The organism is Thermomonas mangrovi (assembly GCF_028201335.1).
Lineage (GTDB): Bacteria > Pseudomonadota > Gammaproteobacteria > Xanthomonadales > Xanthomonadaceae > Thermomonas > Thermomonas mangrovi.
On the sequence record NZ_JAPEVV010000002.1, the window covers coordinates 40,613 to 52,963 of the forward strand.

Sequence of the window (12,351 nt, forward strand, 5' to 3'; positions counted from 1 at the left end):
TCGCCATGACCCATCGCCTCGCCGCCACCAGTTTGGCCCTGGCCCTGCTCGCCGGCTGCGCCACCCAACCGAAACCCCTCCAAGGCAGCTTCGAATCCCTGAGCGCGCATGATGCCGTGGTCGGCGATCACGCCGGCGCCACCGTCCGCTGGGGCGGCCGCATCATCCGCACCGAGCCACGACCCGACCGCACCTGCTTCGAAGTCATATCCACGCGCCTGGATGCCGAAGGTCGCCCGGTGTGGGCAAGCGACGACACCTGGGGTCGGTTCATCGCCTGCCGTACCGGCTTCTACGACCCCGCGCTGTTCGAACCCAAGCGCGAAGTCACCTTCACCGGCCGCATCGAAGGGTACGAGGAACGCAAGGTCGATGGCTACGTGTACCGCTTCCCGCGGATGGCCGCCGATGTCGTCTACCTGTGGCCGGTGCGCGAACGGGTGCGGGTGGTGACCAGGCCGTCGCCGTGGGGCTGGCCCTGGGCCTGGTGAGTCGCGCCTAGCCGGGCGTGCCGAAGCGACCGAGCGGCGCGCCCGCGAGCAGGTGCAGGTGGATCTGGAACACGGTCTGCCCGCCATCCCCGTTGCAGTTCATGACGATGCGATAGCCGTCCTCGGCGAAGCCCTGCGCCTTGGCGTAGCGCGCGGCGGCGGTCGCCAGCCGGCCCACCACCACGGCGTCTTCCTCCGGCACGTCATTGAGCGTGGCGTAGTCGCGCTTCGGCACGAACAACACGTGCACCGGCGCCTGCGGGGCGATGTCGCGGAAGGCGAACAGGTGCGCGTCCTCGTAGACCAGCTGCGCCGGTATCTCGCCGCGCTGGATCTTGTGGAAGATGGTGTCGTGCATCGCGGGGTCGCCTCCTGCCGGCGTTGTCATGGAAGGATGTCGCTGCGGCTGCCGAACGCGTGCGACAGCGTGCCGCGGTCGACGTATTCCAGCTCGCCGCCCAGCGGCACGCCATGCGCGAGCCGGCTGGCGCGCACGCCATGCGCGCGCGCGAGTTGCGCGAGATAGTGCGCGGTCGCCTCGCCCTCGACCGTGGGATTGGTGGCGACGATCAGCTCGACCACCTCGCCTTCGGCGAGGCGCTTGCCCAGCCGGTCCAGCCCGAGCTCGCCGGGACCGATGCCGTCCAGCGGGCTCAAGCGTCCCTGCAGCACGAAGTACAACCCGCGATAGCCGGTGGCCTGCTCGATCGCCAGCCGGTCCGCCGGGCTTTCGACGACGCACAGCAGGTGCGCGTCGCGCGCGCTGCTCCCGCATGTCGGGCACACCGGGTCCTCGCTGAAGTCGCGGCAGCGTTCGCAATGGCCGATCCGCGCCATCGCCTCGGCCATTGCCTCGGCGAGCCGGCGCCCACCCTCGCGCTGGCGTTCCAGCAGGTGGTAGGCCATCCGCTGCGCGGACTTCTGGCCCACGCCCGGCAAGACCCGCAGCGCTTCGATCAGTTGTTCGAGGAGTGAAGTCGTCATCGCGCCAGGCCCTCGACTTCGCTTGGCGAAGGCGGGGGAGCAAGACTCAGAACGGCAGCTTCATGCCCGGCGGCAGCGGCATCCCCGCGGTCGCCGAGGCCATCTTGGCCTGCGAGATCGCGTTGATCTTGTTGACCGCGTCGTTGAAGGCCGCGGCGATCAGGTCCTCGGCCATCTCGGGATCGGCCAGCGCAGCGGGATCGATGCGCACCCGGCGGCAATCCATGCGGCCGCCGAGGGCCACGCTGACCATCCCGCCGCCGGCATGGCCCTCCACCTCCAGCGCCGCCACTTCCTCCTGCGCGCGCTGCATGTCTTCCTGCATCTTCTGCGCCTGCTGCATCAGCTGGGCGATGTTTCCTCGCATGGTCGTCCTCGCATTGGGCGGTCGTCCGCCCCGGGTCAATTCTCGCCCAGCGGCCGGATGGTGTCGTGCAGGATGCGCGCACCATGCACCTCGACCAGCCGCTGGACGTGGGGGTCCGCCGCGAAGCCCTGCTCCGCCTGCGCCTGGCGCGACTCGCGCTCGCGGGCATGGCGCACGCGGGCGGTGTCGCCGCGCGGCTCGCCGGTCTCGAAGCGCAGCTGCACGCCACCGCCGAGCATCGATGCCAGCGCATCGCCCAGTTGCAGCACCAGGCTCGGCGACTTCAGGTGTTCGTCGCCCGGGGCCAGCGACAGCCGCAGCACGCCGTCGTGGTGGGCGACGAACGCGGCATGCTCGGCCAGCAGGCGCACCGGCCCGCGCAGGCTGCTGCGCGCCACCAGCGACAGCCAGTGCTCGGTGTCGGTTACCAGCAGGCCGCCCGCCTCGGGCGTCGACGGCATGGGCGGCACCACGGCCTCCGGCTTGGGTGCGGGCGCCACGCGCGGCTCGGGTGGACGCTCGGGACGCGCAACGAGATCGGGCGCCGGCGCGGACAGCGCTGCACGCGCGGCCTCTGCGGCACTCCCTCGCGCGGGGCCGCGTGGTGGCGTGTCGCCACGCGCAGGCGCAGGCGAGGACGCCGGCATCGCCGGCTGCTCGCGGGCGCTGTCGGCGGGGCGGAACGCCAGCATCCGCAGCAGGGTCATCTCGAAGCCGGAACGCGGGCTGGGCGCATGCTGCAGGTCGCGACGCCCATGCAGGGCCATCTGGTACCAGAGCTGCACCAGTTCGGGACGGAGCGCGGTAGCGAGCGCGTCGACCTCGACGGCATCGTGGCCGACGTCGACCCCCGGCACCAGTTGCCGGACCTGCACCCGGTGCAGCGCCTCGCCGAGCGCATCCAGCACGCTGCCCCAGTCCGGCGAGAACTCGGCGAGCTGGGCGGCTTCGTCGAGCAGGCGGCCACCATCGTACGCGGCCAACGCGTCGAGCAGCGCCTGCACGCGGTTGCGATCGACCGTGCCCAGCATCGCGGCGACGGCGGCGCCCTCGAGGCGGCCACCGTCGGTGCCGGCACCGCAGTAGGCGATCGCCTGGTCGACCAGCGACAGGCCGTCGCGCAGGCTGCCGTCCGCCGCGCGGGCCAGCTGGCGGATCGCGTCGTCTTCGGCGGCGATGCCCTCGGCGGTGAGGATCTTCGCGATCTGCCCGCGGATCTGGTCCTCGTCGAGGCGCTTCAGGTTGAACTGCAGGCAGCGGCTCAGCACCGTGACCAGCAGCTTCTCCGGGTCGGTGGTCGCGAACAGGAACTTGACGTGCTCCGGCGGTTCTTCCAGCGTCTTCAGCAGCGCGTTGAACGCCGGCTTCGACAGCATGTGCACTTCGTCGATGAGGTAGACCTTGTACTTGCCGCGCGACGGCATGTACTGGGCGTTCTCGATCAGCTCGCGGACGTTGTCGACGCCGGTGTTCGAGGCCGCATCGATCTCCAGCAGGTCGATGTAGCGGCCAGCGTCGATCGCGCGGCAGGTCTCGCATTCGCCGCAGGGATCCGCGCTGGTGCCCTGCTCGCAATTCAGCGACTTCGCGAAGATCCGCGCGATCGTGGTCTTGCCGACGCCGCGGGTGCCGGTGAACAGGAAGGCATGGTGGACGCGGCCACTTTCCAGGGCATTGGTCAGGGCACGGACCACGTGCTCCTGGCCGACCAGTTCGGCGAAACGCCTGGGGCGCCACTTGCGGGCAAGCACGAGGTAGGACATGCCCCATTCTGCCATGCACGGACTTTCGCCCGCCCGACCCGCCGCCGGGTTTCTTGTGGCGGCGCGCGCCGACGGCTAGAATTGCCGGCTCGGCGGCGCAGGAGGCGCCGTCCGACACCTTCCGGAGAGGTGTCCGAGTGGTTGAAGGAGCACGCCTGGAAAGTGTGTAAGCGTCTAAACCGCGCTTCGGGGGTTCGAATCCCCCTCTCTCCGCCAGTTATCTAGTGATTACAACGGTTTCAGCGGTGTCCGCTGATCGTTTCTACCAAAGAACCTACCAAAGGCGCAGCCGCTTGGCCGCGCCTTTGGCGTTTCTGGGCCAGCTTGTTCTGGTTTGGGAGCATTTGTGAGGCTTTGGGAGCCCAATCAGTCCCAGATCTCACTGGATGCGACCCGACTTCGCCATGATGCTGCTTCAGCGACAGGGGGCGATACGGATGGCGACAGCGAGTGTCGATCGGCAGCAGCGGGTGTCCGGCGGCCTGATAGGGCTGCTGGTCGGTGATGCGCTGGGCGTCCCGTACGAGTTCCACCCACCCGAGTCCATTCCACCGGCAGATCTCATCGAGTTTTCCCCGCCACCGGGGTTTCAGCGGGCACACGTTGGCGTACCGCCCGGGACCTGGAGCGATGACGGCGCCCAGGCTCTAGTCCTCCTCGATAGCCTCCTGGCATGCGACGGATTGGATCTGGCGCACTTCGCTGGCGGACTACGCCGTTGGCTGCTCGAAGGCTTCTACGCCGTCAACCGATCGGTTTTCGATATCGGAGCGCAGACAAGCACCGCCCTCAATCGCCTTGGCGCGGGCATCCCGCCCGAATCCAGCGGGCCGTCGGACGAACGCCACAACGGGAATGGCTCGTTGATGCGGGTGCTGCCCCTTGCCCTCTGGCATCGTGGCGATGACCGGGAGCTGATGGCGTTGGCCGCTCGCCAGTCTCTGCCCACCCACGGTCACCCGCGTTCACAGGTTGCGTGTGCGTTGTACTGCCTCTGGGCCCGTGCCGCTCTGGAACGGCGTCCCGATCCTTGGTCATCCGCGGTGAGCCGCTTCCGAAACCATGGCGGCTTGGATCTATTCCCCGGTGCCGAGGTCCAGCTGGTCCTTGATCCCGGTAACGCCGCGTCCGCCCGGGGAACGGGCTATGTGCTGGATACGTTGTGGTCTGCCAAGGAGGCGGTTGAGGGCACGACAAGCTTTGAGGCCTGTGTGCGCCATGCGGTGACATTAGGGCACGATACGGACACGACTGCAGCGGTGGCGGGGGGAATTGCCGGGCTGCTTTACCGGACCGATGGAATTCCGGGTCGCTGGAGGGATGGCTTGCGCGGTCGCGATCTATTTGAGCCACTTTTGGCACAGCTGTGTGATCGATGAATTTGAGTATTTGAGATAGGAATTCGGGAGCTGATCGAGGCGCGTGATGGATATCCAGTCCAGAAGTAGTTCCGCTACTCCCACGACGGTGCTGGATTATGCGGCCGCCGTCCAGCGTGTCGTCGGCGGCCAGTTCACGAGTCGTTTTTCCGAGGACGGACAACAGGCTTTTGCTTCGTTTTACGGCGCACCATTCTTCGCCCTCTCCCGGTTGGCGCCCGAAGTCATCGAAGCACTTGGCGCCAATCTGCTGGTAATTTCGGCTGATCCTGGCATCGCTGATGATGGCGGTCGTTGGCTTTCCTTGTATGCGAAGGTTCACAAGCCCGCTCAGAAGTTCAATCTGACAGTTTGTGTTCCTGGCAAGCCGCGTGCGGGTAAGGCTCCAAAGCCATTGCTCTTTCAGCCGCCTCAACAAGTGCTCATGAAAGATTGGAGCAAGCACCTAGAGGCATTGGATGAATCCCCCGATGTGCTGATCTACCAACCCCCTAGCTTGGAAGATCTAGAGTCTGCGGCGGGCAAGTTCAGCCGATTTTCCCCCGGCAAGAAATTACTGGTGTCTTGCAACAGCCTTGCTGACGTATCGATTGCACGATCGTTGTTGAAGCTGCGTGGCTTTGAAGCTGGGGAGGTTCTTGCGTTCCAGGCGAGCCAGGGCGATGTTCAGCATCATGCGCCGGGCGCATGGTGGTTCTCAGCGATGATTCCTTCGTTAGGTGATTTGAAGGCGCCTGACGATGGAATTGTTGATGACCTGAGAATGGCCCACCGCGTGTTCATTGGCCACCTTGGCCCCGTCCGTAACCGCGCGGCATGGAACTCAGTCGCTGCGGTTTATGCCACTAGGTCGTCGCCGAATGTTGAGGGAGCTGCGGTTTGCTCCGTACTCACATTGCCCGATGGCGGAATCTGCCTTGACACAGGGCGTTTTTTTTCGAGGTCAAGTGCTAGCGGGGATACTGAGTTTCACTGGGAGGATGCACCAGCTGTAAGTGCCGACTTGCTGGCGTCTGTTCCCTGTGAGGATTCGACGCGGACCCCATACGAAGATCGGCTGGCGCTAATGCTCTGGCTAGGGAGGGCTGTGCGAGAGGGGGCACGAGATAGTAGCTCGTCGCTGTTGTCAGAGGGCTCGGAGATCGTCGGTGAGGCTCATGATCTTGAGCTAAAGGGTCCTTCAAAGCTTAAGTCTCACGACTATGTGGATGAGCCCTGTGATCCCGCTCAGGATGCGAATTCAAACGAGGCCGTAACGTCTGTCTCGTCTTCTGAAATGCCAGCGAGGCCACGGCTTTCGCGAAGCGCTGGGACTGTAAACGTGCTGGCATTTGCCGCGATGCTTGGCGAGCCTGGGGTGAGTTCTGCGGGGTCCTTCGAGAGTGCCAAGAAGGATGTTCTTCAATGGCTCTCCAACAAGGGCTTTAAATCACTAGATTCGGTTTCAAATCAACACGCTGAACATGCCGATGGCGAAGTCACCATTGAGACGGACGGTCAAGGCATCTGGGCGATGCGATTCGATGATCGAAAGTCGATGGCAGATGGCGCCATCTGGCGAGTCGAAGTCACTCTGCTTGGAGTTGGCGCGTCTGCCATAAGCGTTCGAATGGCCCAGGTCCGTAGCACTGAGGAAGCGCCGCCGCCCGTCGCGAGCGGTGTGCCGGGTGTCGTATCAAAGGTTGCCCAGCATATTGGCCTGCAGGATGCGGGGGTTGCGCTGGTAGATAGCGCAAAACGCTTAAGAAGTGCCAACGACGGAGCGTGGTTCAGTCGCCTGCTGCTCAATCCGCATCGAGGGCAACCGGTTATTGTCATTTCTGGAAATGTTGATGCATCCGCTGATCGGTTGGCAAAGCGCCTTGTGGGCGTCGCGCATGTCCTGCAAGTCGATAAGCCGATTTCTGATGGATTGATCAGAAATTTTGGGCGAGACCGTTCCGTGTTTGGAAATGCGGTTCGGCTATATCGCCCTGGCTTTACTGCAGATGCCGATCCCTTTCAGCATCCTCTGTGGGTTCTAAAGGGGCCCGCGCTACCGAAATGGCTTGCAGACGAGCTATTTGAGCACGCTTGTTCGATCAGTCTTGAGATCGGAGATCTTGAGGAGCGCGCGCCGTCCTTTCACTCCATAAGAAACTTGCTTGCTGAAGGTCGACTCGCCACGTCTGAGCAACGTTTGGTTGAGTTGCGGCAAGAGGCCGAGAGCATTGCATCTACCGCAGAGGAAAAAATCGGGCGTCTGCAGGCGATCAACATGGAGCTCGAAGCGTCACTTTTGGAGCAGAAGGCCAGGAATAAATACTTGGCTGAGCAGCTGACACAGGCCGACCAAGAGCTTCAAGCCACCAAGCTCGAGCGCACCAGCGCGCTCGAAGAGGTTCGACGGCTCAAATTCAAGCTCAGCAATCAATGGAATGGGGTTGAAACAGGGTACTCGGAGAGCGAGGAGCAGGTGGAGTATCCAGAGAGCTGGGACGATCTGGAAACTTGGGTCGAGGTGTACGGACAGGAAAGACTTGTCCTTCATCCCAAGGCAGCCAAAGCGGCGCGTGAATCTCCTTTCAAGGACATTCCGTTGGCATATAAGGCGATGGATTACCTGGTTCGCTACTACATCCCAATGCGAACGAGGAGCTCGGACGATACCGATGCCTACCAACGCAGCAAGCAGGCACTTGCCGAGATTGGATTGGAAGAGTCAGACGTCGGCACGGCCGACGAGATCAAGCGCTACAAGAAGGAATACAAGCGGCAGTACGATGGTCGGGAAGTCACATTGGACAGGCATCTGAAGCGTGGGGTTGGCTTCGGTGGCGACTTCCAGTTCAGGATGTACTTCTACTACGACGACGTGGCCAAGAAGGTGTTGGTGGGGCACATGCCAACTCATTTGACGAATCGCTTGAGCCATAACGGCTGAACTTGCTCTACAAGGGGTTGGTGCGCTGTATCGGCGAGTGGGAAATTTGAATAGCTGCGTTAACGCGGAACTGGGGCGGGCGTAATGACAATTTTCGGAAGGCTGCTAGGTAATGCGGCAATCAGTGCGCGATTGCTGATTTCAGGGCTGGCCGCCAGCCAGGCATTCTTGATGCCTGGTATCGCAGCAGCGAACTGCGACAGGCCCGCGTATCAGCAGTGCATGCACTTGCAAGCTGACGTTGAGGGCATGGCAAGGGCTGGCGATGCCCGTTACTTGGGCAGGAGTTTCGGAAACAAGGATATCCAGTGCACGACTGCCGCCGACTTGGACGCGGCGAAACAGTTGATTAGCGATTGCGCAACGCGGGGAGAATGGACGAGCAGCATTCAGGTCGCCGATGCGCAATCCATCCTTGTGCAAGTTAACTTGCCGCGCCTTCCGCCCGAATCTCCAGTTAGCGTTCCAGAAGATGCTCAAGCCGTCGTTCGCCCACAGGGCGACATCTTCAACGACGATTCAACCGCACCTCCTGCGGAGGGGATTGATAGAGATCCGTCCATTGGCCCTGATTCAGCGCCCTTGTCAGCGGTTACCGAAGGCATACCGGAGCGCACCATTCCCGTGGCACCGCCCGTCAATAGCGGCTCAATGCAATCCCAGGCCTACTCACCTCAGGCCGAAAGCGCCCCTGCCAGCAACAATTCGGTCGAGACTGCCCCGGCAGCTCAGGCACGCGAGTCCAGAGACTTTTCGCCGCTGTTTTGGGGGATCGCGATTGCCTGGCTGATGCTCGTCATATGCGGGATCGTTGCAGGCTGGAACCAGAAAATTGTTGTGTTCCGGAACTACGATGACTTGGCGATGATGTTCTTCATGCTCGCGGTTCCACTGCTCACCGTCTGGATGGGGAGGTACGGCGGAATCTTCGCGATTGTGTTCTTCATTTCGCTGCTTCTCTGGGCGTCCATCAGGACTTGGAGAGACCAGTCCCCGCGCAGTATCTGGGCGTTTGCGCTTGCGTTGATCACGAAGCTCTCGCTCGGAATCCTGTTCGTGAATTCCCTTTGGACCGTGATTTCCCCCGGAGGCAAGACCCAACTGGCTAGAGCGCGGGCACGCGCTTCAGCACTCGGAATGCTTGCGATCCTGACGCCAATCGTGATGAGGCTGGTGCGCGACCATGAGGGGATCTGGTCACCTCGAAATGTGCTGACTCCGTATCAACGTCGCCGCAGCGGTCTTTCGTCATGACGAGAAGAGCAACGCCTTCCAATCAGCGATCTTGCGACCACCGACGCCGCGGTCAGCAATTTCCAAAGCGTTGTTGGTAAGGCGGAATGCGGTATTAGAAGATCTATCGCCCGGATGCGCGAATGGTTGGGTTCGTGGTAGTAACGAACGTGTCCCGGGCAACATTACCCACGACATTCGTCGTTACAGAGTCGAAGGTGGCGCCCACGATGCCGCCAATCAATGGCACGGCCTTCCCAAGATTGATTGCGCCCTTTTCGCCAAATTTCGTGAACAGTCGGAATCCAACCGCTTGATTGATCTTAGTGATGGTCTTGCCGCTGATGTTCTTGATGGCGTTCTCGGTCAGCTTTCTGCCGACAACAATGCCTACGTCCTTGAGGATGTCTTTGGCGGCGTTTCCGGTGAGGCACGCATAGGCCATCGTCTTGATGCGGTCGTCGCGGATGTCGTGCTCGCCGATGTGCGCGATCGCGGCAATCATGCGCAGTTGAACATACATGACACTCGCGATGTTCGCGGGAACGGTGACCGGCATCGTGATGATGCCGCCGAGGCCGGTTAGGAACCCTGAAGTGCCGGCCTTGGCGTTCTGCCAACGAATCAGCGAGTTCGCCTGGCTAATCTTGCAGTCGCCAGCTTTCATATAACTTTCGGCGAGTTCCTGAGCTGAGTCGAATCCTGGGATTCCGCCCAACGCCCTGTCATAGGCCCAATCGAGCGCGCCCATGACCTTGCTTTCCGTGAGTTTCGAGTCCATGCCTGCCCCTTTCCCGTCAGGCCAAACGTACCAGAATCCGATGAAAGCAAGCGGGCTAGCCAAGGGCGACGCGCGCGCGGATATGCGGGCCCCAGGCATGGACACAGAAGCCACGAGCACGGGCTGCAGGGGGTGAGGTTGTCGCCCTGCGGATCTCATCGCAAAAAGGACTAGAGGCGAAGTCGTCGCAGGGTGCTTGACATCCAAAGTTGGCAAGCAACACACTCCAGAGACGAGCAACGGGGATCCAGCGCTAGGGGGGGCGCTAGGTGGCTACTCGAACAGGGCGATCTTGAGCTGTCCTTAAGGACAGCGATGCCCTTGGACGAAATTTCTGTTGGACTTGCCCGCGTCGGCGCGGCGCTTGTCATGTCTGATCCGAAAGTCGCGTTGACCTTTCTGTGTCGCCAGGGTTGGCGAGTAGCCCCCTGCGTTAGCAGTACGCGAGTAGTCGATGGCCTAGCAGCTCAGGGGGGAGGATGCCGCTCTACACAGAAAAGGAAATGCAGGAAGCGCAATCCGCAAATGCGCTCGGAGCGCTGGTTTTGCTGGTCCTGGCGCTCGCCTTCCTCAATGCTCCTGGCATGGTGTTGCTCGGCTTTGCCAGGGGTTCCTTCGATCTCGCGTTGGACACCGGACAGATGTGGGTGTTCTCGATTGTCGCGAGCTTGGCGTTTCTCTTTGGCTTCAGGATGACCACAAAGCAATGGTCTGACGCGGGGCTTATCTATCTCGTCACCTGCGTCGCGGTTGCGGTCGTCATGCTGTTGTGTAGTTTCGGTTTCAAGGCCGAGTTTCCCGGTCGCTATCTCTCGTATTTCCTAGGGTGAACGAAGCAGAGGCCTGGTGCGAACAGCACTGCGCTCTGACGTGGCCTCCCAAGGTGTTGTTCCTCGTATCGCCAAACAAATACGGATTCCTTAGCCAGTCCAGCAACTGACTGGAATCGACGCATCGCTTTTTTGGACTTTTAGCAAAGAACCACTGGGAGAAAGGCATGTCAGAACTGATTCCGGATGTTTCCCTCATCGATAACGCGGAGGAGCGCGTTCCCGTTGTGTTGGTGCTGGATTGTTCCGGCAGCATGGGCGGTGAGCCGATTGCAGCGCTCCAGCAAGGGTTGGCCGCGATGGACGCTGACCTGAAGGGGGATCCCAAAGCAGCCAGGTCCGTGCGAGTTCTGGTTGTGCAGTACGGTGGAGATGATGAGGTGGAAGTCGGCCAGTGGCAGGACGTGATGGATTTCGCTCCTCCCCGACTGGTGGCGAATGGCAGGACTCCGACAGGCAGCGCGATGCAGCGCGCGCTCGACGAGATCGAGAGCCAGAAGGAAGAGTTGCGGCGCAACGGCATCGCCTACAAGCGCCCCTTGATCTACCTCATGTCTGACGGTGTGCCCACTGACGACTTCGAAGGCGCAAGTGCCAGGAGCCTTGCGGCCGAGGCTGCAAACAAGGTGGCGATCTTCCCCATCGCGGTGGGGGATGACGCCGATCAGGAGATCCTGTCCAAGTTCAGTGCACGGGGTGCGCTGCACCTTGATGGCTTGAACTTCAAGGAGCTGTTCCTCTGGCTCAGCGCGAGCGTCAAGGTTGTGTCGCAGGCTGCGCAGGGTCAAGCCGTACAGTTGCCCCCGACCAGCTCCTGGGCGTCCACGACCGTATGAACTGGAAAGTCTTCGAAGCGGTCGCTACAGGGACATCCCACCTCGAACGCATGACGGCATGCCAAGATGCATGCCGTACATGGACTGGTGGAGATGGCTTCCTTGTTGCCGTGGTCTGCGATGGTGCGGGCTCGGCATCCTTGAGTGAGATCGGATCGCGCATCTGTTCCGATGCGGTGGTGGAGCGCATTGCCAGTTGCTTGGGCGAGGAACTCGAAGAAGGCGCGGACGCACTTCAGCTGGTCAAGGACCAACTTGAAGCGTCGATCCAGCACGCGAGGGAGCGAATTGAAGATGCGGCATCCGAGAAGGGCGTAGCTCCCCGTGACTTGGCCTGCACATTGGTAGGCGTTGTCGCGAAGGCGACCGGTGGCGGCTTCTTCTTCCACGTGGGTGATGGCGCCGCTATCGTCCATATGGCGGATGCGTCGATCGCTCCCGTCGTTTCCCGACCCGAGAATGGCGAGTACTCGAACGAGACCTGGTTCGTCACCCAGTCCAACTGGCTCGACCATCTACGCTTGACGGATTTCGCAGGTGAGATCCGCTGCATTGCCGTGATGAGCGATGGGCCGATGCCATTCGCGCTTACGAAGGATCAATCATCCCTGTTCCCGGGCTTCATCGATCCAATTGAGGACTATCTGCGGAAGAATTCGGTCGAGGACGGGAACCGAGGGTTGCTTTCGATCCTGACGAGCGAGCGTACAAATTCCATCACCAACGACGACAAGACGTTGGTGCTGGCGTTCTTGGAGAGTTGA

General features: G+C 61.8%; 12 protein-coding genes and 1 tRNA gene. 8 read left to right on the top strand and 5 right to left on the bottom strand.

What is annotated here, in order from left to right; all coding sequences use genetic code 11:
* Positions 1–5: 5 nt before the first annotated feature.
* Positions 6–491, top strand: a complete 486-nt coding sequence (locus ON759_RS03895) for a Slp family lipoprotein (RefSeq protein ID WP_271679060.1) — start codon at positions 6–8, stop codon at positions 489–491.
* Between the two features lie 7 nt (positions 492–498).
* Here the strand turns inward: ON759_RS03895 and ON759_RS03900 are convergent, their stop codons facing one another.
* From ON759_RS03900 to dnaX, 4 genes are read right to left on the bottom strand one after another with little or no spacing between them, the layout of a single operon-like run.
* A complete protein-coding gene (locus ON759_RS03900) occupies positions 499–849 on the bottom strand; it encodes a histidine triad nucleotide-binding protein (RefSeq protein WP_271679061.1) in 351 nt (116 codons plus the stop codon).
* Between the two features lie 26 nt (positions 850–875).
* Positions 876–1,475 carry a recombination mediator RecR gene (recR, locus tag ON759_RS03905; protein ID WP_271679062.1) on the bottom strand — a complete coding sequence of 200 codons (600 nt, stop codon included), beginning with the start codon at positions 1,473–1,475 and terminating at the stop codon, positions 876–878.
* 46 nt (positions 1,476–1,521) lie between these two features.
* A complete protein-coding gene (locus ON759_RS03910; RefSeq protein ID WP_271679063.1) occupies positions 1,522–1,842 on the bottom strand; it encodes a YbaB/EbfC family nucleoid-associated protein in 321 nt (106 codons plus the stop codon).
* A 35-nt stretch (positions 1,843–1,877) separates the two neighbouring features.
* The gene (dnaX, locus tag ON759_RS03915; protein WP_271679064.1) at positions 1,878–3,605 is read right to left on the bottom strand and encodes a DNA polymerase III subunit gamma/tau; all 1,728 of its coding nucleotides are present in this window, start codon (positions 3,603–3,605) and stop codon (positions 1,878–1,880) included.
* Between the two features lie 123 nt (positions 3,606–3,728).
* Here dnaX and ON759_RS03920 point away from each other — a divergent pair.
* The 4 genes from ON759_RS03920 (at position 3,729) to ON759_RS03935 (ending at position 9,161) form a co-directional block, all read left to right on the top strand.
* Positions 3,729–3,821, top strand: a tRNA-Ser gene (locus tag ON759_RS03920).
* Between the two features lie 188 nt (positions 3,822–4,009).
* On the top strand, positions 4,010–4,984 hold the full coding sequence (locus ON759_RS03925; RefSeq protein WP_271679065.1) for an ADP-ribosylglycohydrolase family protein: 975 nt from the start codon (positions 4,010–4,012) through the stop codon (positions 4,982–4,984).
* Between the two features lie 46 nt (positions 4,985–5,030).
* Positions 5,031–7,907, top strand: a complete 2,877-nt coding sequence (locus ON759_RS03930) for a hypothetical protein (protein WP_271679066.1) — start codon at positions 5,031–5,033, stop codon at positions 7,905–7,907.
* An 84-nt stretch (positions 7,908–7,991) separates the two neighbouring features.
* The gene (locus ON759_RS03935) at positions 7,992–9,161 is read left to right on the top strand and encodes a hypothetical protein (RefSeq protein WP_271679067.1); all 1,170 of its coding nucleotides are present in this window, start codon (positions 7,992–7,994) and stop codon (positions 9,159–9,161) included.
* 103 nt (positions 9,162–9,264) lie between these two features.
* Here the strand turns inward: ON759_RS03935 and ON759_RS03940 are convergent, their stop codons facing one another.
* Positions 9,265–9,921, bottom strand: coding sequence for an EcsC family protein (locus ON759_RS03940; protein WP_271679068.1), 657 nt, complete (start codon positions 9,919–9,921; stop codon positions 9,265–9,267).
* A gap of 479 nt (positions 9,922–10,400) precedes the next feature.
* Here ON759_RS03940 and ON759_RS03945 point away from each other — a divergent pair, with 479 nt between their 5' ends.
* The 3 genes from ON759_RS03945 (at position 10,401) to ON759_RS03955 (ending at position 12,351) form a co-directional block, all read left to right on the top strand.
* Positions 10,401–10,751, top strand: coding sequence for a hypothetical protein (locus ON759_RS03945; protein ID WP_271679069.1), 351 nt, complete (start codon positions 10,401–10,403; stop codon positions 10,749–10,751).
* A 167-nt stretch (positions 10,752–10,918) separates the two neighbouring features.
* A complete protein-coding gene (locus ON759_RS03950) occupies positions 10,919–11,587 on the top strand; it encodes a vWA domain-containing protein (RefSeq protein WP_271679070.1) in 669 nt (222 codons plus the stop codon).
* Positions 11,584–12,351: a PP2C family serine/threonine-protein phosphatase gene (locus ON759_RS03955; protein WP_271679071.1), complete on the top strand. Its 768-nt coding sequence runs from the start codon at positions 11,584–11,586 to the stop codon at positions 12,349–12,351. Before ON759_RS03950 ends, ON759_RS03955 begins: the two co-directional genes overlap by 4 nt.

Coding starts and splice junctions, on each gene's coding strand:
- ON759_RS03895 (WP_271679060.1), top strand. CDS start 6: ATGACCCATCGCCTCGCCGCCACCAGTTTGGCCCTGGCCCTGCTCGCC.
- ON759_RS03900 (WP_271679061.1), bottom strand. CDS start 849: ATGCACGACACCATCTTCCACAAGATCCAGCGCGGCGAGATACCGGCG.
- recR (WP_271679062.1), bottom strand. CDS start 1,475: ATGACGACTTCACTCCTCGAACAACTGATCGAAGCGCTGCGGGTCTTG.
- ON759_RS03910 (WP_271679063.1), bottom strand. CDS start 1,842: ATGCGAGGAAACATCGCCCAGCTGATGCAGCAGGCGCAGAAGATGCAG.
- dnaX (WP_271679064.1), bottom strand. CDS start 3,605: ATGTCCTACCTCGTGCTTGCCCGCAAGTGGCGCCCCAGGCGTTTCGCC.
- ON759_RS03925 (WP_271679065.1), top strand. CDS start 4,010: ATGATGCTGCTTCAGCGACAGGGGGCGATACGGATGGCGACAGCGAGT.
- ON759_RS03930 (WP_271679066.1), top strand. CDS start 5,031: ATGGATATCCAGTCCAGAAGTAGTTCCGCTACTCCCACGACGGTGCTG.
- ON759_RS03935 (WP_271679067.1), top strand. CDS start 7,992: ATGACAATTTTCGGAAGGCTGCTAGGTAATGCGGCAATCAGTGCGCGA.
- ON759_RS03940 (WP_271679068.1), bottom strand. CDS start 9,921: ATGGACTCGAAACTCACGGAAAGCAAGGTCATGGGCGCGCTCGATTGG.
- ON759_RS03945 (WP_271679069.1), top strand. CDS start 10,401: ATGCCGCTCTACACAGAAAAGGAAATGCAGGAAGCGCAATCCGCAAAT.
- ON759_RS03950 (WP_271679070.1), top strand. CDS start 10,919: ATGTCAGAACTGATTCCGGATGTTTCCCTCATCGATAACGCGGAGGAG.
- ON759_RS03955 (WP_271679071.1), top strand. CDS start 11,584: ATGAACTGGAAAGTCTTCGAAGCGGTCGCTACAGGGACATCCCACCTC.